The sequence below is a fragment of the Accumulibacter sp. genome (assembly GCF_032229525.1).
GTDB lineage: Bacteria > Pseudomonadota > Gammaproteobacteria > Burkholderiales > Rhodocyclaceae > Accumulibacter.
Map to the genome: position 1 here is coordinate 1 of NZ_JAVTWB010000034.1, position 18,007 is coordinate 18,007.

The window sequence follows — 18,007 nt, forward strand, 5'->3', positions numbered from 1 at the left end:
TACCGGCGCGATGGCTGCATCTGGCATGTCGAAGGACGAATACAAAGCCGACAAGGACAAGATCGTGGCCGAATACAAGTCGGCGAAGGCAGCTTGTGCTTCGTTGTCCGCCAACGCGAAGGATATTTGCGTGGCTCAGGCCAAGGGTGGTGAGAAAGTGGCATCAGCCGAGCTCGAAGCCAGCTACAAGCCGACCCCGAAAACCCGCTATAAGGCGCGCGTCGCCAAGGCAGAGGCCGACTATGGCGTGGCCAAGGAAAAGTGCGACGATTTGGCCGGCAACGCCAAGGATGTGTGCGTGAAGGAAGCCAAGGCGGCACAAACAACCGCCAAAGCCGACGCCAAGGCGCAGATGAAGACCACGGACGCGAATACCACCGCCAACCAGACGACCGCGGATGCGCATAGCAAGGCGACCACTGAGGTCACCGACGCTCGCAAGGACGCTACGGCAGACAAGGCCGACGCTCAGTATGCGGTGGCGAAGGAAAAGTGCGACGCCAGGGCGGGTGCCGCCAAGGATGATTGTCTGGCGCAGGCGAAGTCGAGCTTTGGCAAGTGATCATTCACTCGTGTTGAAGGGCAAAGGGTGGAAACACCCTTTCTGAGGAAGAGGTAACCCCTTAAGACGAATCAGAGCTTCGCGTTCACTGCCGTCGCCGCAGCCATACTGCTTGGTCTGGGTGTTTGCTCCGGAATGTCGTCGCAGGGCCAAAATGCCGCCGTTGGCGCTGGCGTCGGTGCCGTAGGAAGCACCGTCCCAACGGGCGGCAGCGCGGCCGGTACGCGCGCTGGCATAGTCGTCGTCGGCGTCATTGGCCACGAAGTCAAGAAATAATCGATTGTGGAGTTGGGGGTGACCGCCACGGTGGCTCGCACGTCGGGCTGAACGCTTCATCAGGAGAGGGGAATGATGAAACGCGTAACGAACACCAGCGTAGCCTTGGTCATGAGCGCGTTGCTTGTCGAACTCTCGGGCTGCCAGAAGCAGGAAGGTCGTCGAAGGCACCATCAACGCCGAGCGCTTCGTCGAGTTTCTTGAACGCATGATTCGCGAGGCGCCGTCGAAGATATTCCTGATCGTCGATAGCCTGCACGTGCATCACGCCAAGCTCGTCCAGCAATTAGCCGAACCTCGCCAGGACAAGATCGAACTCTTCTACTTGCCGCCCTGTGCGCCGGAATCCAATCCCGACGAATACCTGAACCACGACTTCAAAACCTCCTTGCGCATCATGAATTGCATCGCTCAATGGCCCCGAACGCATCCGACCCTATTTTCAACATCCTCACGCCGCCTACGCGGCTCAGTGAGTCTATTTATCGGCCGGGTTAATGATGGTCCCCGCCCAACGAAACGGCCGCGCAAACCAGGAGAAAGCCAAGACTTTCCACTGAGTGACGAATCCGGCGTTGCAACCGTCCTTCGCGTGCTGCCTTTGACATACCTGTTCAACCGAGCAGGCTGGCCGCGATATTTATGGTCAGGGCCAGCAGGGTGGTGTTGAAGGTGAAAGCGATTATTCCTTGCGCCATCGCCAAGCGGCGCATTCGTGTGCTGGCAATGGCGACATCTGCGGTTTGGGAGGTCATGCCGACGACCATGGCGAAGTACAGGAAGTCGGTGTAGACCGGCGCTTCGCGCCCCGGAAACTCGAGCGGCCCACTCCCGTCTCTGACGTGGGAAGCGTAGTAGGCGTGAGCGTAATGCAGAGCGAAGGAGGTGTGCACGAGCAGCCATGACGCCACGAAGGTCACCGCTACCAAAGCCAACCGCAGTCCTTGCCGAGCTGGCGTGAGAGTGTCGAGACCCGAAAGCTCGATGATGATCGCGGCAAGACTGGCCACCGCAGCGGCCACCGTCAGAAAGAGGACGACTGCAGCACCGTCATCTTGGATGCGAGCTCGCCACCGCATGTGCTCCAGCGATGCGCGCCCCATCATCACCCAAGCCAGTACCAGAAATAGACCCGCACCAACGTCCCAAGTGACCAGGGCTCGGGTCGAGAGTGCGAACTCCTGCGGTAGGACCACGAATGTGAGCAGGCCCACACCACAGGCTATCATTAGCCTTGGGCGCGCTCGTAGTTGACGCCAAAATTTGCTGATCTGCGCCTGTGCGGGAGGCATCGGATGTCCATTATTCGGGCCGGGTTCCTGAGCATGTAGTGTGCCCAGTGCTGGTCGGTTAGGCAAGACCGCAGTTACAGGGCCGGAGTATGAAAAATCGTTCACGATCAACGGTGAGCTTCCCCCGACATTTCGTCTGCCAAAGGTGACCTAGAATTGATGTCACTTTTGGAAGGCAAGAAATGAACATTCCGAAACACGCATACACGACCGAGTTCAAGGAACTGTCGGTCAAGTCTGACCGTCTCCTGGGCCGCGTGGCTCGTCCATGTGGCATGTCTCCAAGACCTGTGTGTTGTCCACCGCACAGACGACCGTCCTACAAATTCCGATTATTGAGCTTGTCTATGGTGGTTCGCGCTATATGCGAAGTGTCAGAGGCAGTGATTGACCGAAAGCCGATTAAGTCTGGGGATTACTCACAATGAAGTGGGCAGTTCTCGAAAGCCAATTAGGAGGAATTGCCATGAAATATTCAAATTTGGGCGTCGCCGCGGTGATGATGGTCGTTTTGAGCGCTTGTGTTGGTCCAGCTGGTCCGCCGGGCGCTACCGGCAGCGCTGGATACACCGGAGCAACGGGGGCTACCGGAGCTACGGGGGCATCGGGAGCTACGGGAGCTACGGGAGCTACCGGAGCATCGGGGGCAAGGGGATACTCCGGGAACGCTGGCGGCACCACGGTACCCAGCGGGTACGACGACAGCGGCATCACCGGCAGGGTAGTCGCAGCTATACGCGATCAGCCTGCTTTGAACTCCAGCGGAATTATCGTCGAGACCTTAAATGGTACGGTTCGACTGAACGGCTCAGTGACTTCCCAGGCTGACGCAACCAAGGCGATCCAGGTGGCGCGAAGCGTCGGCGGCGTGAGAGCCGTCGAGAGCAACATGCAGATCAAATAGAAGAAGTTGGGCAGGCGTAGTTCGTCGACCAGGACTCTTAAGCAATTCGATATCCATCAGGCGTCACAATTGGCCTTGAGCAGGGTCAGCATTCTCGATGGCAAACGGCCTGTTTTTGATCACGCACATTGATGTGGAGGGGTGATTTGCCATCATCAAACTTGACCAAAAAACTGTGCGTGAAATCAGTGAGATAAGGCATGTCGCCCGGCACGAGTTGTGCTTGTTGCATGGTGCGCGTGCGGCACACAACGAGCCATTCGGCATGGCGACAAAACACCCGGAACGCAGGCAGGGTCAAGGCTGCGGGCGAAGCCCGCACCCGAAGGGCCTGGCCTTGATGCTGCCGGAGTGGAGGGTAGCCTTGGCGCGATGTTGAAGGGAGAGTGGCAAGAACGCCACCAACAACCATCAAAGAACGTGATCATCAGAACATCAAATCGGGTGACCACACTCAGCCTAATGCTTGTGGCGGGCCGTCGACGCCACCAGTGGTTTCACCGTCGAGAACGGCAACGCTGTACGCGTGGCCGTTCTTTTCTGGGCGCCTTGCCTTCACGCCTACGCTTCGATCCCTGCCTTAAACGGTGGGGATTTTTGGTCTGCTGTTATCAGACCGGAACTTGTATGTGCAACGACTAACTTAACAGCAAGCCGTTGAATTGCATGGCCGATGCAATTCTGAAGTGCAATGGTGTTATGACGATAGTGTGGATACTTCATAAATATCTCGCCGCATTCCGCGCCGAAACGACACCCAACACACCGCCTGAAAAGTGAAAAATCAATGGCGTTGTTTCGATTTACCGCACTGACTTCTGGAGACAGACACCAATGAATCCCTCAAAACTCATCGGAATCGTCCTCATCGCACTCGGTTGCCTTGGACTGGTCTATGGTGGTTTCAGCTATACCAAGGAGACCACGGGCATGAAGCTGGGCCCGATCGAACTCAAGGTCGAGGAGAAGGAAACCATCAATGTGCCGCTGATCGTCAGCGCCGGTGCCATTGCGATTGGCGTCTTCATGCTCGTTGCGGTCGGGCGCAGATAATGGATTGCGGGAAAACACTGCAGGTGTTGGTGAACGGCAGCCGTTTATTCGACGACCCTACAGCAATCGTTGCAACAGGCTGGCGCCCCATTCCTTGAAGCGCAGTAGCAGCGATCGATGTGCCCACGCCTCCGCTTCGATAGCCTCCGATGCACCGAGATCCCTGACAAACATGGCTTCCATCTGCTGCCCGAACTCACGGCCGAGAACAACGGCATTGACCTCGTCGTTGTCGAGAAAGCTGCGCCAATCGAGGTTGGTCGAGCCGACACACGACCAAACGCCGTCGATGCTTGCAGTCTTGGAATGCAGCAGCCCACCACCTCGTTCGTAGATCCTGACGCCTGCCTTGAGCAGGTTTGAATAGTGCGAACGGCCGGCATGAAACACAAGCTGGGAATCTGAATGGTTCGGTAGGATCAGCCTGACATCGACACCACGCCCGGCGGCATCGATCAACGCCTGCAGTAGGCGGGGGTCAGGAACGAAATACGCATTGGTCAGGTGTATCTGTTTTTCGGCATTGCCGATCGCGTAAATCAGCGTCAGATAGATCAGGCTGTAGGGGTCGTCGGGCGTGCTGCCGATGGCGCGCACGATGTCCCTGCCCTGCACCGGCAACACCGGGAAATACGCTTTCGCAGCAAGCGCTATGCCACGCTGCTTTTCCCAGGTTTCGATGAACAGCTTCTGCAACTCGCCGACTACCGGGCCTTCGATCTGCAGGTCGGTATCGCGCCATGCCGCCGGATCGGCAGTGTCTGTTCGGCTCCGCGGGGTGACTGACCCGGACGAATAAACGCTGCTGATATTGATCCCACCGATGAATGCGATCCGGCCATCGACGATCAACAGCTTGCGGTGGTCACGGTTATTCGGCAACCAACCCTTTTTTACCGCTAGCGGATTGACCGGATTGAACTCAAGCACCTCGATCCCGCCGGCCTTCAGCCGGTCAAAAAAAACCTGCGGCGTACCGACGCTGCCAAAACTGTCGTAGATCAGGTTGACCTGAACACCGCGACGCTGCTTCTCCAGCAACAAATCCGCGAATTGGCGACCGATCTCATCGTCTTCGATGATGTAGGACTCCAGGTTGATATGATTCTGCGCCAGCCGGATCGCGGCAAACATCGCCGAATAGGTCGCTGCACCGTCCTGCAGCAGCGTGACTTTATTGCCCACTATCAGCGGGCTGCCGACAACCGCCTGTTCAAGTGCAATCTGCTTGTCGAGAATATCGATGTCACCGGATTTACGCTTGAGCTCCGCGAGAATGGCTGCAGTTTTTTCTACGGAGAGCGGGCCGCTGGCTGTTTCAAACCTGGCCACCTGTCCCGCGTGTCTGTCGATTAGTGCATCGGCATCGGGCAGAGGCGTGCAAGCGCTTGCGGCGAACAGGCTCATCACCGTAAATGCAGAAAAACCAAATTGGCGAATCAACATGCCCGGTCTTACACAAAAGCCGGCGGTGCATCATCGCAGTACACGCCCGCCCTCACGAAATAGAAACTCAGCGCGCCGGGGGTGGTGGGGCCACAGGAGCCGGAACAATAACAACGGTATCGCCGCCAGTCTTGCCAGGCTCACCCGCCGCTCCGGTATTTCCCGTGTTGCCCGTTGCGCCGCTCTCCCCGGTTGCGCCGGTGGCACCGGTTGAACCCGTATAGCCAGTCGAACCACTAGGGCCGGTCGAACCGGGTGCGCCCGCCGGGCCTGCAGGGCCGGGAACAGTCACTACGGCTGGCGGAGGATTTACGATAGTCTCTTTTTTGTCACACGCGCTTACGGCTAAGGCCATTAAAGCGGCGGTGAAAACCAATGAGTATTTCATGAGAACTCCATTCGATTGTTTGATGAAAGCCGATCACGTGAAAAACGTTGCGGCCAGCTGGAACTGCAGCTTCAAAGTACGCGCTGTCTGCTGGCGGTTCTGTTCGCTGGCGCACAGAATTCTCCTGTCCGCCAATTTTCTGCCCCTGAAGTCACTTGACCGCTGAGCGCTGAGCTTGAGTCCCACTGTCCGAGTGCCTTTTTCTGCTCGTCGAACACGGCATGGCTCTGGAATCACGAATCAGTTGCCGGCAATCGCTGTCGCTTCCCGGGCCCGGGTCGATCAAGGGAATAGGAACCAAAACGGGGTTAACGACTGCCAGTGCAATCGCACCGAGTGCGCGCGCAGCAACATAACCCTTGTCGACACCGATATCCGGCCGCGCAAAAGTACCGCACAAATGGATCGGACTGCGCAAGGCTAGCGGGCCGGAGCAATAGTTCACCCGACCGGGTGGCCGCTTCACTCGATTTTGCCGTGCAAGGCAAGCTCCACGCATCCGGTAGATCCCGGTTCAGGAAGCAGACACAAGGCTTTCATTGGTCATCAGGCGGTAACGGGTCTATTGTGTTGAAAAACTCGGTTGCCGATCACTTGCGCTGAAGGGGGATTGTGCTGGATGCCGTGGCACAACTGCTCATCTACCCATCTACCGGCAGGTGCATCCGGGCGCGGCGCTCGTGGTCGGCCCGATCTTTGTGCGTATCCCCTACGCCGTGTCGCGTGCGCTGACCAATCGCGTATTTCGCCTTCTGGAGCAACGCCCCGGTAACTGAGCAAGCCATCAGCTGACCGGGATCGGCGGCGATTGCCGTCCAGTATTTCCGCCTGCAGGAGTGGGGCGACTCGGTGACCGGGCTGGTGGCGCTGGGTGGCTTGATCTTCGGATGCGGTCTGCCGGGATGGGCAATCGTGCGCTGGGTCTTCAACGTCATCGAGAAAAATCGGGACGCCGGGATTGCTGAGGTCGCCAAGGAGGTGAAGGAAGTACTGTGATGGAGGCGGGCGACCTCAGCGCTCTGATCGGGCCGACCGGGCGGGATGAGCACAGGCGCTGAGCGGTGCGGAATTCGGATGACTTTTCAGGGGCTCCCGGGTCCAAATGCGAGATAGACGCTGCTTGATGAAGGCTCACATACGCTCGTCGGTGCCGTCGGATTTCGTATCCTTCATTGCTTGCTCTTGATGTCCTGCGTTTCGCTCACGATCGGAAGTTCTGGACGGGCAGCCCATTCCGTCCATCCGGCATCGTACCATCGGACATTCGTATACCCCAGCAGGCGCTTCAGTACGAAGTAAGTCTGGCTGGCCTGATGTCCCGTACGGCAATGCACGATGACCATCGAATCTTTGGAGGGAATGATCCTACTGTATGCTTCCGTCAAGACGGCGGTCGACTTGAATGAGACGGCTTTGTTTGAACCTATCACCAGATCTTCCGTGAACGGGCGGCTGATCGCGCCGGGGATATGGCCGGCGCGAGCTTCGTCGGATTTTTTGCCCGTGTAGTAGTCCGTTGGCCGGACGTCAATAATTACGACGCCCGGCTTGCCGAGTTGAGCGACCACTGCTTGGAAATCGACAGTGAAGTTATCGGCGTTCTTTTGCATCGGGTATTTCGAGTTGGTTACGACGGGCAGCGTTGTGTCAGTGGGACGGCCTTCCTGCACCCACTGGGCGTACCCTCCGTTCATAACGGCGTAGTTCATGTGCCCCATCCGCTCGAACGCCATGCCGGCTAAAGTGGTGTCATACAACTTCTCGCCGGACACAATGACGATGCTGTCGGAGGACTGCAACCCCAGGAGCGAGAACTGGGCGGCGAGCATCGGGGGTGGCAGAAGTACGGACGGCGTGCCTCCGATGTTGCCACGGAAACTCTCGACATTTAGGCTGATGGAGCCCGGAATGTGGGCGGTGTTGTATTCCGGTTGGGGCCGCAGGTCGATGATCTTGAGACCCGGTGCGCCGATCATGGACGCAAGCTGATGGGTCTCGACTGCCCGAGGCATGGCGGCATGTACCGGCGCGGTGGCAACATCGGACTTGGCCGAAACGGCAGACGCGTCAAAGAAGGCGCGCCAAGCGTTGACCCGCGCGGCGTCGACCGTTGCCAACGGTTCAGGCCGTAAGGAGACGGGTTTGAGGCAACGATCCCGGAAGCCCACCAAGCCGTCCGTCAGCAGGTAGACGTTGCCGAAGCCCTGGCGCTGGAGCGAGTCGCGCGCCTGGGCGGGATGAGTCATCCCGTTGGAATAGAGCACGATCAGGCCTTGGTTCTTGTGGGGTTGAAGAGTTTGCGCCAATTGGGCGAGCGGCACGTTGACGGCACCGCGAATGTGGAAGGCGTTGAACTCTGCCGCTGGCCGCACATCAACGAGCACCAGATCCGATTCGCCGGCCATTAGGCGGTCGGCAATATCTTCGGGCTCGATATGGTCCAGCCCCTGCTCAACACTCGCCATCAGAGCCTTCTCGTCGACGGGGGTTACGGCGGCCGCGGACTTCGCAGCAGCCTCTGTCGTGTCGGGGCTTAGTACGAACAAGCCGCCCGCCAGCGCCACGAGGGCGAAGCTGTAGGTCTTTAGAAATGGCGAACCCCTGTACGGTGCGCGGCCCGTGCGTACTTTTTCGGCCCACTCGGACAGCCAGAAGGCAGCCACGGCCACCAGCGTGAACATGAGGATGAACCCGTTGCGCGACATGCCTACGGTGGTATAGGCCATCTGCGTTCCAAAATCCCCGATCGTGTACAGCGGAAGGACCAAGGCGAAGGACTCGTTGAACAGGATGCTGCCGCCCACGACTCCAAGCAGGAATACGAGCGCGTCGATCCGGCCTGCGGCCACGCCCACAGCTGCCGTGCCTGGGCACCATGCTCCCATGACAAATCCGACGCCGAACAGCAGACCCCCCACGATTTGTGCGCCGTAGAGGGTGGGCATGAGGAAGATCTGATCGAACTGGATCCAACCGAAACCCACCAGATACGAGAGTCCCAGCAGCGCAGTGATGAGCGCGGAAAACATCACCTTCACTACGGCCATGTCCGTAAAGTAGAAGACCCCGGCCAACCGGCGCGAACTGCTGAAGCCGGCCCGCTCGAGTGCAAAGCCGAAACCGACACCGATCAGCAATGCCAGAAGAAAAGCCTGTGGCGTGCCGAGTGCGTCGAGGCCATAGAGGGTGTTAATCATGCCATTGCTTCTTTACAAACCAGGCCGCGGCGTAGCCGCTGGCAAAGAGGCAAACCAGAAACACGAGGCTGCCGGAGAGCAGCAGCGCGCCGCCTGTGAGTGCTTGACCCGAGGTGCAACCCTGGGCCAAGCGGCTGGCGAAACCGACAATGATGCCGCCGGCAAGGGCGTAACCGAGTCGGCGCCCCACGGATGAAGCGGCGCCGCGTTCGACCTGAATACGTGCTCGGTTCGCCAAGAGTGCCGAGAATAGCCCGCCGACGAAAGTGCCCACAAACATGAAGACGAGGTAATAGTGCAGCGGATTCTCACCCCATTTGCCGAAATACTCGCTGCTCAGCGTATGAGAGGGCGCGACACTCATGGAGAGTGCTGCAGCGAAGCGCGAAATGCCGCCCGACGCGCCCAGCCCGGCGCCAAGAATTGCGAATGAGGCCAGGAGCACCAGCCCGAGCAGTACACCCACGAGGTAGGGGTTCGCGTAGGGTTTAGGCCCGCCATGAGGATTGTCGGTTTCGGTTGGCATGACTAGCACCCCGCGCTCTTCTTCTTAATAGGTGCTTCACGGCCGGCCGGCGCCGAGGCCGCGGTTGCCGGTCTCGCGTTAGCCGGCACAGAATCAGCGGGTTTCACGGATTGAACCAAAGCCGGAGCCGGGGCCGCCTCCACCGGCGGCTGGAGAGCCGCGGAGTCGCTCCAGTAGGCTTCCAACCCGCCATAGAGCACTCTGATGGACCGCCGAGTCTTCTGGGAGAGAATGCCGCCCACGGCCATCGCCAGTGAGCCGTCGCGATCCACGATTATCAAAGGAACTACGCCGTTGAGGTAAGCAGCTTTGTCGATTACGTCCGCGATACTCACGTTGATCGAGCCGGGCAGGCTAAAGTCCGCATACGCTGCCGGTGGGCGCAGATCCACAATCTCGAACGTTCCGGGGAGATCCATAAGCATGCGTTTGAGTTCTACGGGGGCAATGCGCTGCGGCAGTGTGACGGACTGCGCGGGAGGGTCGGCCCATGCCGTTGCCGTAATGATCGTTCCGTCTAGCAATAATCCGGCCGCGTACAGTGTGTTGCGAAGGGGCATGGGCTTCATGGGCAAACTCCTGTCTCCGCATAAATAGATTCATGCGTCTGTTACCGGCTGCGCCTGATCGACTCTAACCTTATAAGTCCAACCGCTTGCACTGTCTGTTCGCTTCCGAACACAACGCTTTCAGGGCCTGTTGCTGAGCGCAGTTCAGTTCGGAGGGGGCTCATCTCAACTTGTGCCAGCCAGGGCAAGAACCTGTTGGGCGTGAAAGCGGACCAGTCGTGGCACAGCGATGTCGTGGTGCTCAACACCAGGGAGTTCCTGCACGGCAAGTGGCTAGAGTCAGCTCACCGAGTGTGTCTTCGCTGACTCAGTAGCATTTCGCCTGGCAGCCTGGCCTTGACACCGCGCACCGCGCTCATGAGCACAGGAAACGAAGCAACCGCCATTGATTGGCAGCTGCTGCGTGAAACCGCTGGGCAGGTATGCTGATTCGGGCTACGGTTTCGAGGCGTCCCTGGCGTCTTCGACGTTCTCTTTGACGTCGCCGACATGTTTCTGCACTTTGCCTTCAGCCTGGTGGTTCAGTCCTTTTACCTGCTGCTCCCGGCTGCCTAGCAGTTTGCCGACCTCTTGCTGAATTTTGCCGCCGAGGTCTTTTGCTGCGCCCTTGACTTGATCTTTGTTCATCGTGAACTCCTGACTAATGGTTTATGCCTCTGATAGCTGAGCCGGCTTCGGCCCGCCCTGCGACTCCCGGTCATCAAACAATCGATGCCTGGTGTCGATGTCGAGAGCCTAAAGGCAAACGGGGATCACGTTCTGTGCGCTAGCAAACATTGGCGCTTACGCGGGTCTGCCTGGCCCGATCCGATCGAGTGCCGTGTGGTGACGAAGAAGCGCCTGCCGTCAGAGTCCGGTTTGCCGTGGAATCGCTGTCCGGGTTCGCGTGGAATCCGTTCCCGGCTTGCTGAGGAATACGCAGCCTCGATTCCACTTGGCCGGCCGACACCATGGCTGCAGTTCATTTCCCCCAAGCAGCAAGCGCTCGAAGTCCGCGGCGGACAAGGGGTAACTCAGCTGAAAGCCTTGTGCCTCGTCGCACCGATGCGTCCGCAGGAAGGCGAGCTGCTCGGCGGTTTCCACACCCTCGGCAATGACCCGCTGCTTGAGGTTTCTCCCCATGCCGATGACGGCGCTCACAATGGTGGCGTCATCGGCATCGGTGGCGATGTCACGCACGAAGGATTGGTCGATCTTCAGGGTTCCAATCGGGAAGCGCTTCAGATAGCTGAGACTCGAATAGCCGGTACCGAAGTCGTCGATGGCCAGGCTCACGCCGAGCGTCTTGAGCGCTTCAAGCACCGATACCGAGGACTCGGCGTTGTGCATGAGAACGCTTTCCGTCAGCTCCAGCTCGAGATAACGGGAAGCCAAACCGGTCTCTTTCAGGATCAGGGAAACGCCTGCAAGAAAATCCCCGTGTCTGAACTCGACGGCGGAAATGTTGACCGCCACCGGCACCGCCTGAAGACCCGCATCCCGCCACGCCTGGACTTGCCTGCAGGCTTCGCGCAGCACCCAGCGGCCAATCGGCACGATGAGGCCGCACTCTTCCGCAATAGTGATGAACTCCCCCGGGTAGACCAGTCCAAGTTCGGGATCCCGCCAGCGGATGAGGGCCTCGGCACCGGTCATGGCGCCTGAAACGAGATCTATCTGCGGCTGGTAATGGAGGACGAACTCGCCCTGCTTCAGGGCGCGGCGCAGGCTGCCTTCCACCAACAGCCGGCGCACCGCCCGGGCGTTCATGTCAGCCGTGAAGAAGCGGTAGGTGTTACGCCCGCTTGCCTTGGCGTGATACATCGCGGTGTCCGCGTTGCCCATCACCGTAGTCGCGTCGCTGCCGTCATCCGGATAGACGCTGATGCCGATACTCAAGCTCACGTGGAGTTCGTGCCCGCCGACGAGGTGCGGCGCGGCGGATGCCGCGTGCAACTTCTCCGCAACATGGGCCGCATCCTGGGGCTGCTCGATGTCCGCCAGCAGGATCACGAACTCGTCACCGCCGTGGCGGCATACCGTGTCGGTGGCACGCACACAGGCCACCAGGCGGCCCGCAACCGACTGCAGCAATTCGTCGCCAACCCCATGCCCCAGCGAATCGTTGATGTGTTTGAAACGATCCATGTCCAGGAACAGCAGCGCGACCTGCTTGCCGTGCCGCTGCGCCAGACCGATGGCCAGCGAAAGCCGTTCCGTCATCAGCAAGCGATTGGGCAAGCCGGTGAGCACATCGTGCTGGGCCAGATGGGCCATCTTGAGCGTCATGGCCCGCGCTTGGCTGACGTCGTGGAAGACGATCACCGCGCCGGAGATCTGACCATAGCGGTTGTGGATGGGCGCGGTGGAATCCTCGATGGCGTACTCGGCCCCGTCACGGCGCAGCAGGACACAATCGGCGATCAGCCCGACGCTCCCGTCCGCCTCGATGGCGCGTTGGGCCGGGTTCGCAGCGGCCTGGCGTGTCGTACCGTCGATGATCCTGAACACCTCGGAAAGCGGTCGGCCCATTGCCTCCTGGCGAGACCACCCGGTCATTGCCTCGGCCACCAGATTCAGATAGCTGACGTTGCCCAGAAGGTCAGTGGTCAGCACCGCGTCACCAATCGAGTTGAGGGTGACCTGGGCCCGCTCCTTTTCCTCGAACAAAGCTTCTTCCGCCGCGTGCAACGCGGATTCCATCGACTTGCGCACGCTGATGTCTTCAACCGTATACACGTGAGCCTGGGTCGTCCCCCGGTCAGCCAGGGGGGCCGCGTTCAAGCGCGTCCATACGACGCTCCCGTCTTCCCGTAGAAAGCGGACCTCCGACTGGAATGGCTCCTGCGCGCGCGCGGCGGCGTGCCACGCGGCAAGAGCGCGCTGGCTATCCTCCGGGTGAATCGCCCAACTCCAGTTGGTGCCCAGCGTCTCTTCGAAGCTTCGCCCTGCTATCTTGTGATAGGCGGCATTGCTATAGACGCAACGACCCTGCGCGTCGGAGACGAAGATGCCCAGGGGAGAGGCGTCGCTCATGGCGCGGAAGCGCGCCTCGCTGTTGCGCAGCGCGTTCAGGGCTACCTCGCGCTCGATGGTATCGCACGGGGCAGGTGGCAGGCAGTGCGGGGCGACACGCTCATCGACGCCGTCCTGGAAGGCCAGGCGCGCGGTTTCCTTGTCGCTCGCCGCGGACAGGACCAGAGTCGGGGCATTGTTCATGGCCTGGGCCTAACGGTCATGAACTGTCCGGACACCCCGGATAATGAAAGTCATGTCCGTTTCCCTCATCCCCGACCCTTCTCCCGCGCGGGGGAGAAGGGAGATTCGTGAGTCGCGAAGGCGACTTTCACGGTAAACAGGCTGGATGACTTCATCGCAGGTGCGTCTCCGTGTTCGCTGGTGGGGCGAGCCGTGAACTCCCATTCATGGCTCGCCTCGGGCGCCTTTAGCGAGCCGGAACGATTACCATGGTGTCTCCCGTTGTACTGCCTTTCGCGCCCGTGCTGCCCCTCGCGCCGGCACTGCCGGTTGCGCCCGTGCTGCCGGTTGCTCCCGTATTACCCGTCGCGCCGGTATACCCCGTCGCGCCGGTGCCGCCTGTGGCGCCGGTGCCGCCTGTGGCGCCGGTGCCGCCCGTGGCGCCCGTGCTCCCGGTTGCACCGGTACCGCCCGTGGCGCCTTGCGGTCCGGGCGGGCCCGCGGGAGCCGAAATGCAAGCGCTCAGCGCAAGTGTCATAAGGGTTACGCCTGTCAGTTTCGAATGTCTCATGGTGATTCCTCGTGTTTGGCTTACGAGCACCCTCACCTCATGGTGAGGAGTCCCCCGGAATTGATCACTTTCCGTCGGCATCAATCAGCGTCGGCAGATCAGGCCATCGCTGCTACGGCAGGAATATGCAGTCGCCTTGCATGTGCCGCTGCAAGGAGTACGCACAATTCTGTGCCCCACCGTTGGCAAGGAGACTTCCCCTACTTTGCCGCCGGCACGCATTGCGCTTCGCATCACTTGCTGACTTCGTGACCGATCACGCCGCCGACAACCGCGCCGCCGACGGTTCCGACCGCGCTGCCGCCCGTAAGAACGGCGCCTCCGACGGCACCGGCACCGGCGCCAATGGCCGTGTTCTTGTCCTGCGACGACATTCCGGAGCAACCACCGAAGCCGAACAGAACGGCTGCGGCGAGTGTGCTGAACGTAAATCTCTGAATCGTTTTCACGGGCTTACCTCTTTATCGAACAGGGTGTTGCGGGGAGGTCATGCCTGGTCGACCACGGCTCACGACTTGCCGAAGCACGTCTTCGCCCGATCCAGGCAATGATCTCTTGGTTCTTCTCGCCAGGACCGCGCTGCTTTCAACCGGCGGCCATTGCCGCGGTGCAGAGACAGCAGATGTTCGGGCGTGAATCACTTGGCCGAGATTAGCCAGAACGGCGTTCGCGGTCTGTCTGCCAGCGAACATAGGCGCAATCGAGCGGGGTGCCGGACCTCCCAACGCCGCACAGCTTTCGGGCGTCGCCGGACGCCTGGTTGCGTCGGTACGCTGCCGAACATAGGCATTGCGGGGAATGTATAGTGAACACATCGCCGGCTTCCACTACAGCCACCTCGGTGGGGTAGCCCGGCCGCAACTGATGAAGGGAAAACCGCCATGCCGCCACTCCCCCCCCCCCGTATGCCTGCCACACATGATCCACGCCAGAACCACCTGCTCGCCGCCCTGCCGGCGGACGAATACGCGCGCCTCTTGCCCTGCCTTGAGCTGGTGCCGATGCCGCTCGCCGAGGTGCTCTACGAGTCTGGCATTCAGATGCGCCATGTCTATTTCCCGACCACCTCGATCGTGTCCTTGCTCTATGTCATGGAGGACGGCTCGTCGGCTGAAATCGCCGTCGTCGGCAACGAGGGGGTCGTCGGCGTGTCGCTGTTCATGGGTGGCGAAACCACGCCGAGCCGGGCGGTGGTGCAAAGCGCCGGCCATGCCTACCGCTTGAAGGGGCAATTGCTCAAGGATGAGTTTTATCGCGCCGGCCCGATGCAGCGCCTGTTGCTGCGCTACACCCAGGCGCTGCTGACGCAGATGGCGCAGACGGCGGTGTGCAACCGCCATCATTCGCTCGACCAGCAGCTGTGCCGCTGGCTGCTGCTTTCCCTCGACCGCCTGCTCTCGAACGAACTGGTGATGACGCAGGAACTGATCGCCAACATGCTCGGCGTACGCCGCGAGGGCGTAACCGAGGCTGCCGGCAACTTGCAGCGCGCCGGCTTGATCGAGTATCAACGCGGGCACATCACCGTACGCGACCGGGCCGGTCTGGAGGCGCGCTGCTGCGAGTGCTACGTGGTGGTCAAGAAGGAGTTCGATCGCCTGCTGCCGGAAATAAACGCCGTGAAACCAGCGATCCCGGGAAGAGCTGTCGCTTAGATTGGGCCCGACAGATCGGATCGAGCCGCTGCCTGGGTGCTGCTGCCTGCGTGGCAGGTGCTATGCCTGCGCGATATCTTGCAGGTCCTTCACGATTCGGTAACAGGTACAGGCTGCCTCCTCGAGACCTTCGCGGTCGCGGATCCTGATCTTTCCCCGGCTGTAATCGATCAGCTTCCGAAGGTGCAATGCGCCGGCGGCTTTGGTGACGCCGACCCTGCGCACGCCCAGCATGTGCGCCAAGAATTCATGCGTAAGAAGAAATTCGTTGGCGTGTAGTCGGTCGCTGGTCATCAGCAACCAGCGCGCCAGGCGTTGCTCGGCGTCATGGAATCGATTGCACGCCGCTGTTTGCGAGATCTGCGCCATCAGCAAATGGTTGTAGCGGAACAACGCCCGTTGCAGCGGCAGGTTCTTCTTGAATTCAGTTCGAAAGCGCGCTGCCGTCATGCGTAACGCTGTTCCGCTTCCCTGCACGAGCGCACGCACTGCCGAAACACGTATGCCCAGCGCCATGGGCATACCGACCATGCCTTCGTTGCCGACCATGCCCACCTCCAAAGTTCGGTTTTGGTCTACTGCCGTCAGCAAGGAGACGAGGCAGTCGTTGGGAAAATAGACATGGCGTATCGATCCCATGGGCTCGTAAAGCACCTGTCCATAGGTGAGTTCGACCGACTCAAGACTTGTTTGCATGCGCCGATACGCCTGCCTGGGCATTGCGCCAAGCAGGTCGTTGGCGGCAGGAAGTTCGTTGCGGGTTGGCATGGTATTCGGCTCCTGTGTTTGTTCCCTTGCGCTAAGACCCAACGGAAGAAGCCTACAACGGGCATCGGCCCAGGTATGTGCGGCGGCGCACTGACCCGGAGGTGTGCGTGTCCATCAACCGGTCGAGAGAACCTTGGCGGGCTGCAACTCGAGAACATAGCGAAGCGAGTCTTGCTCGGCAGTTTGCTTCTCGATCCGGAATCCGAGGCGGCTGGCCAGCGCACGCATGGGCTCGTTTTCACGCAGGACTTCGCAGACGATGCGCTGTGTGCCGCGGCGCTTCACGCTGTCGATCAGCTTGGCGAGCAGGATCTGTCCCAGGCCCTGGCCCTTGAGGTCGGAGCGCACGGCGATGCCGACGTCGGCTTCCAAGTTGTCGGCACCGGCCACGGCGCGCGCCGTGGCCAATTCCTCCGGAGGTCCCTCCGGCGTCCCGTCGGCGCGCTGTGCCAGAACGATGAAAGCTACTTCGGTGGTCGCGTCGGGGTGCACCATCCGCTCGATTTCGGCGTCCGGTATTTCGCTGCGGTTGCTGAAGAAGCGCAAGCGAAGATCTTCGGGCGCCAGCTGTTCGAAGAACGCGCCGTGGCGGGTGTCGTCTGCGGGCCTGATCGGCCGCAAGAGCAGTTCGCGACCGCGCCAGAGTACCGTCTCGTCGCCGGTAGGATCAACGGCCATGTGACGAGCTCGTCGCGAACAGTCCACTGCGCCGCCTGGGCTCGGCAGGCGCCGTGCGGACCTGGTGAAGTCGAAGCGCGTTGCCGATCACCGACACCGAACTCAGGCTCATGGCCAATGCTGTGACCATCGGCGACAGCAAGCAGCCGGTGACCAGCAGTCCCACGATGACGACCACGAGGATCAGAACCCACGCCCCGTCGTATCCGCCCCTCCAGACGCATCCATTCAGCGTGGGCCGGTCCGGCCCGTGAACAAGGCCGGCGCCCGGGGGCAGAGCCACTGCAGCGGCAAGGTCAGGCCTGAATTTCATGATTCCTCCTGCTTCCGATTCCGGGGCGTCGGACCCGACGCCACGAACGACACCCTGGGCCATACAGCCGGGCCTGTCTGTGCGATGGCGAACACTTTGTTTCGGAGAGATCATTGCCTGGTCGACCACGGCTCGCGACTTGCCGAAGCACGTCTTCGCCCGATCCAGGTAATGATCTCTTGGTTCTTCTCGCCAGGACCGCGCTGCAGAGACTGCAGATGTTCGGGCGTGAATCACTTGCCCGAGATTACCCAGAACGGCCTTTGCGCTCTGTCTGCCAGCGAACATAGGCACAATCGAGCGGAGTGCCGGCTTTGCACCCGCCGCACAGCTTTCGGGCATCGCCCTAACGCTGCAGGAATGCGCCCCCATGGCAGGCCCCTCCTCTTGCCGTGGCAGCGGGTCTTCAACGCCACGCGCTGCCATCATGCGTAGTGCTGTTCCGCGTCCCTGCACAAGAACGAACACGGCCGAGACACAAATGCCCAGCGCCATGGGCATACCGGCCATGCCTTCGTTGCCGACCATGCCCACCTCCAAAGTTCGGTTTTGGTCTACGGCCGTCAGTAAGGAGACCAGGCAGTCGATGGGAAAATAGACATGGCGTATCGATCCCATGGGCTCATAAAGCA

Annotated in this window: 19 protein-coding genes and 1 pseudogene; 6 read left to right on the plus strand and 14 right to left on the minus strand. The window is 60.4% G+C overall.

Annotated elements, in window-relative coordinates:
- The coding region (locus tag RUW20_RS02390) for a hypothetical protein (RefSeq protein ID WP_313950598.1) at positions 1–562 on the plus strand (562 nt) is incomplete at its 5' end.
- On the opposite strand, the gene RUW20_RS02395 is transcribed toward RUW20_RS02390, so the two are convergent.
- Together RUW20_RS02395 and RUW20_RS02400 are read right to left on the minus strand one after the other, a co-directional pair.
- Entirely contained in the window at positions 563–823 is a 261-nt protein-coding gene (locus tag RUW20_RS02395) for a hypothetical protein (RefSeq protein WP_313950599.1), read from the minus strand.
- Positions 824–947: 124 nt separating this feature from the next.
- Complete coding sequence (locus tag RUW20_RS02400; protein WP_313950616.1) at positions 948–1,124, minus strand: hypothetical protein; 177 nt, start codon at positions 1,122–1,124, stop codon at positions 948–950.
- Here RUW20_RS02400 and RUW20_RS02405 point away from each other — a divergent pair.
- Positions 1,047–1,508 carry a transposase gene (locus tag RUW20_RS02405; protein ID WP_313950612.1) on the plus strand — a complete coding sequence of 154 codons (462 nt, stop codon included), beginning with the start codon at positions 1,047–1,049 and terminating at the stop codon, positions 1,506–1,508. The genes RUW20_RS02400 and RUW20_RS02405 overlap by 78 nt on opposite strands.
- Here the strand turns inward: RUW20_RS02405 and RUW20_RS02410 are convergent.
- On the minus strand, positions 1,453–2,235 hold the full coding sequence (locus RUW20_RS02410) for a DUF1345 domain-containing protein (protein WP_313950613.1): 783 nt from the start codon (positions 2,233–2,235) through the stop codon (positions 1,453–1,455). The genes RUW20_RS02405 and RUW20_RS02410 overlap by 56 nt on opposite strands.
- A 397-nt stretch (positions 2,236–2,632) precedes the next feature.
- Between RUW20_RS02410 and RUW20_RS02415 the strand changes: the two genes are divergently transcribed.
- Both RUW20_RS02415 and RUW20_RS02420 read left to right on the plus strand, forming a co-directional pair.
- Positions 2,633–3,034, plus strand: a complete 402-nt coding sequence (locus tag RUW20_RS02415) for a BON domain-containing protein (RefSeq protein ID WP_313950614.1) — start codon at positions 2,633–2,635, stop codon at positions 3,032–3,034.
- Between the two features lie 834 nt (positions 3,035–3,868).
- Complete coding sequence (locus RUW20_RS02420; RefSeq protein ID WP_313950600.1) at positions 3,869–4,087, plus strand: hypothetical protein; 219 nt, start codon at positions 3,869–3,871, stop codon at positions 4,085–4,087.
- 57 nt (positions 4,088–4,144) lie between these two features.
- On the opposite strand, the gene cls is transcribed toward RUW20_RS02420, so the two are convergent.
- Together cls and RUW20_RS02430 are read right to left on the minus strand one after the other, a co-directional pair.
- Positions 4,145–5,533, minus strand: coding sequence for a cardiolipin synthase (gene cls / locus RUW20_RS02425; RefSeq protein ID WP_313950601.1), 1,389 nt, complete (start codon positions 5,531–5,533; stop codon positions 4,145–4,147).
- Between the two features lie 329 nt (positions 5,534–5,862).
- A complete protein-coding gene (locus RUW20_RS02430; protein WP_313950602.1) occupies positions 5,863–6,036 on the minus strand; it encodes a hypothetical protein in 174 nt (57 codons plus the stop codon).
- Positions 6,037–6,770: 734 nt separating this feature from the next.
- Between RUW20_RS02430 and RUW20_RS02435 the strand changes: the two genes are divergently transcribed.
- A complete protein-coding gene (locus tag RUW20_RS02435; RefSeq protein ID WP_313950603.1) occupies positions 6,771–6,917 on the plus strand; it encodes a hypothetical protein in 147 nt (48 codons plus the stop codon).
- 173 nt (positions 6,918–7,090) lie between these two features.
- On the opposite strand, the gene RUW20_RS02440 is transcribed toward RUW20_RS02435, so the two are convergent.
- From RUW20_RS02440 to RUW20_RS02465, 6 genes are all read right to left on the minus strand, one after another.
- Complete coding sequence (locus RUW20_RS02440) at positions 7,091–9,118, minus strand: rhodanese-like domain-containing protein (RefSeq protein ID WP_313950604.1); 2,028 nt, start codon at positions 9,116–9,118, stop codon at positions 7,091–7,093.
- On the minus strand, positions 9,111–9,644 hold the full coding sequence (locus RUW20_RS02445) for a YeeE/YedE thiosulfate transporter family protein (protein WP_313950605.1): 534 nt from the start codon (positions 9,642–9,644) through the stop codon (positions 9,111–9,113). The genes RUW20_RS02440 and RUW20_RS02445 overlap by 8 nt, the downstream gene beginning before the upstream one ends.
- A gap of 2 nt (positions 9,645–9,646) precedes the next feature.
- A complete protein-coding gene (locus RUW20_RS02450) occupies positions 9,647–10,213 on the minus strand; it encodes a rhodanese-like domain-containing protein (RefSeq protein WP_313950606.1) in 567 nt (188 codons plus the stop codon).
- A gap of 435 nt (positions 10,214–10,648) precedes the next feature.
- Complete coding sequence (locus RUW20_RS02455) at positions 10,649–10,840, minus strand: CsbD family protein (protein WP_313950607.1); 192 nt, start codon at positions 10,838–10,840, stop codon at positions 10,649–10,651.
- A gap of 219 nt (positions 10,841–11,059) precedes the next feature.
- Positions 11,060–13,411, minus strand: a complete 2,352-nt coding sequence (locus RUW20_RS02460; protein WP_313950608.1) for an EAL domain-containing protein — start codon at positions 13,409–13,411, stop codon at positions 11,060–11,062.
- A gap of 783 nt (positions 13,412–14,194) precedes the next feature.
- On the minus strand, positions 14,195–14,410 hold the full coding sequence (locus RUW20_RS02465; protein ID WP_313950609.1) for a glycine zipper 2TM domain-containing protein: 216 nt from the start codon (positions 14,408–14,410) through the stop codon (positions 14,195–14,197).
- 456 nt (positions 14,411–14,866) lie between these two features.
- Here RUW20_RS02465 and RUW20_RS02470 point away from each other — a divergent pair, with 456 nt between their 5' ends.
- Positions 14,867–15,616, plus strand: a complete 750-nt coding sequence (locus tag RUW20_RS02470) for a Crp/Fnr family transcriptional regulator (protein ID WP_313950615.1) — start codon at positions 14,867–14,869, stop codon at positions 15,614–15,616.
- 60 nt (positions 15,617–15,676) lie between these two features.
- Here the strand turns inward: RUW20_RS02470 and RUW20_RS02475 are convergent, their stop codons facing one another.
- The 3 genes and pseudogenes from RUW20_RS02475 to RUW20_RS02485 form a co-directional block, all read right to left on the minus strand.
- Positions 15,677–16,384 (minus strand): Crp/Fnr family transcriptional regulator, encoded by a 708-nt coding sequence (locus RUW20_RS02475; RefSeq protein ID WP_313950610.1) that lies wholly within the window; start codon positions 16,382–16,384, stop codon positions 15,677–15,679.
- Between the two features lie 114 nt (positions 16,385–16,498).
- Positions 16,499–17,062: a GNAT family N-acetyltransferase gene (locus RUW20_RS02480; RefSeq protein WP_313950611.1), complete on the minus strand. Its 564-nt coding sequence runs from the start codon at positions 17,060–17,062 to the stop codon at positions 16,499–16,501.
- Positions 17,052–18,007, minus strand: a pseudogene (locus RUW20_RS02485) (hypothetical protein); the annotation flags it as partial. The gene RUW20_RS02480 and the pseudogene RUW20_RS02485, both read right to left, overlap by 11 nt.

What these genes read in the sequence shown, in the direction of transcription:
- RUW20_RS02405 (WP_313950612.1), top strand. Translation starts at nt 1,047, where the DNA reads ATGATTCGCGAGGCGCCGTCGAAGATATTCCTGATCGTCGATAGCCTG.
- RUW20_RS02415 (WP_313950614.1), top strand. Translation starts at nt 2,633, where the DNA reads ATGGTCGTTTTGAGCGCTTGTGTTGGTCCAGCTGGTCCGCCGGGCGCT.
- RUW20_RS02420 (WP_313950600.1), top strand. Translation starts at nt 3,869, where the DNA reads ATGAATCCCTCAAAACTCATCGGAATCGTCCTCATCGCACTCGGTTGC.
- cls (WP_313950601.1), bottom strand. Translation starts at nt 5,533, where the DNA reads ATGTTGATTCGCCAATTTGGTTTTTCTGCATTTACGGTGATGAGCCTG.
- RUW20_RS02440 (WP_313950604.1), bottom strand. Translation starts at nt 9,118, where the DNA reads ATGATTAACACCCTCTATGGCCTCGACGCACTCGGCACGCCACAGGCT.
- RUW20_RS02445 (WP_313950605.1), bottom strand. Translation starts at nt 9,644, where the DNA reads ATGCCAACCGAAACCGACAATCCTCATGGCGGGCCTAAACCCTACGCG.
- RUW20_RS02450 (WP_313950606.1), bottom strand. Translation starts at nt 10,213, where the DNA reads ATGAAGCCCATGCCCCTTCGCAACACACTGTACGCGGCCGGATTATTG.
- RUW20_RS02455 (WP_313950607.1), bottom strand. Translation starts at nt 10,840, where the DNA reads ATGAACAAAGATCAAGTCAAGGGCGCAGCAAAAGACCTCGGCGGCAAA.
- RUW20_RS02460 (WP_313950608.1), bottom strand. Translation starts at nt 13,411, where the DNA reads ATGAACAATGCCCCGACTCTGGTCCTGTCCGCGGCGAGCGACAAGGAA.
- RUW20_RS02470 (WP_313950615.1), top strand. Translation starts at nt 14,867, where the DNA reads ATGCCTGCCACACATGATCCACGCCAGAACCACCTGCTCGCCGCCCTG.
- RUW20_RS02475 (WP_313950610.1), bottom strand. Translation starts at nt 16,384, where the DNA reads ATGCCAACCCGCAACGAACTTCCTGCCGCCAACGACCTGCTTGGCGCA.
- RUW20_RS02480 (WP_313950611.1), bottom strand. Translation starts at nt 17,062, where the DNA reads ATGGCCGTTGATCCTACCGGCGACGAGACGGTACTCTGGCGCGGTCGC.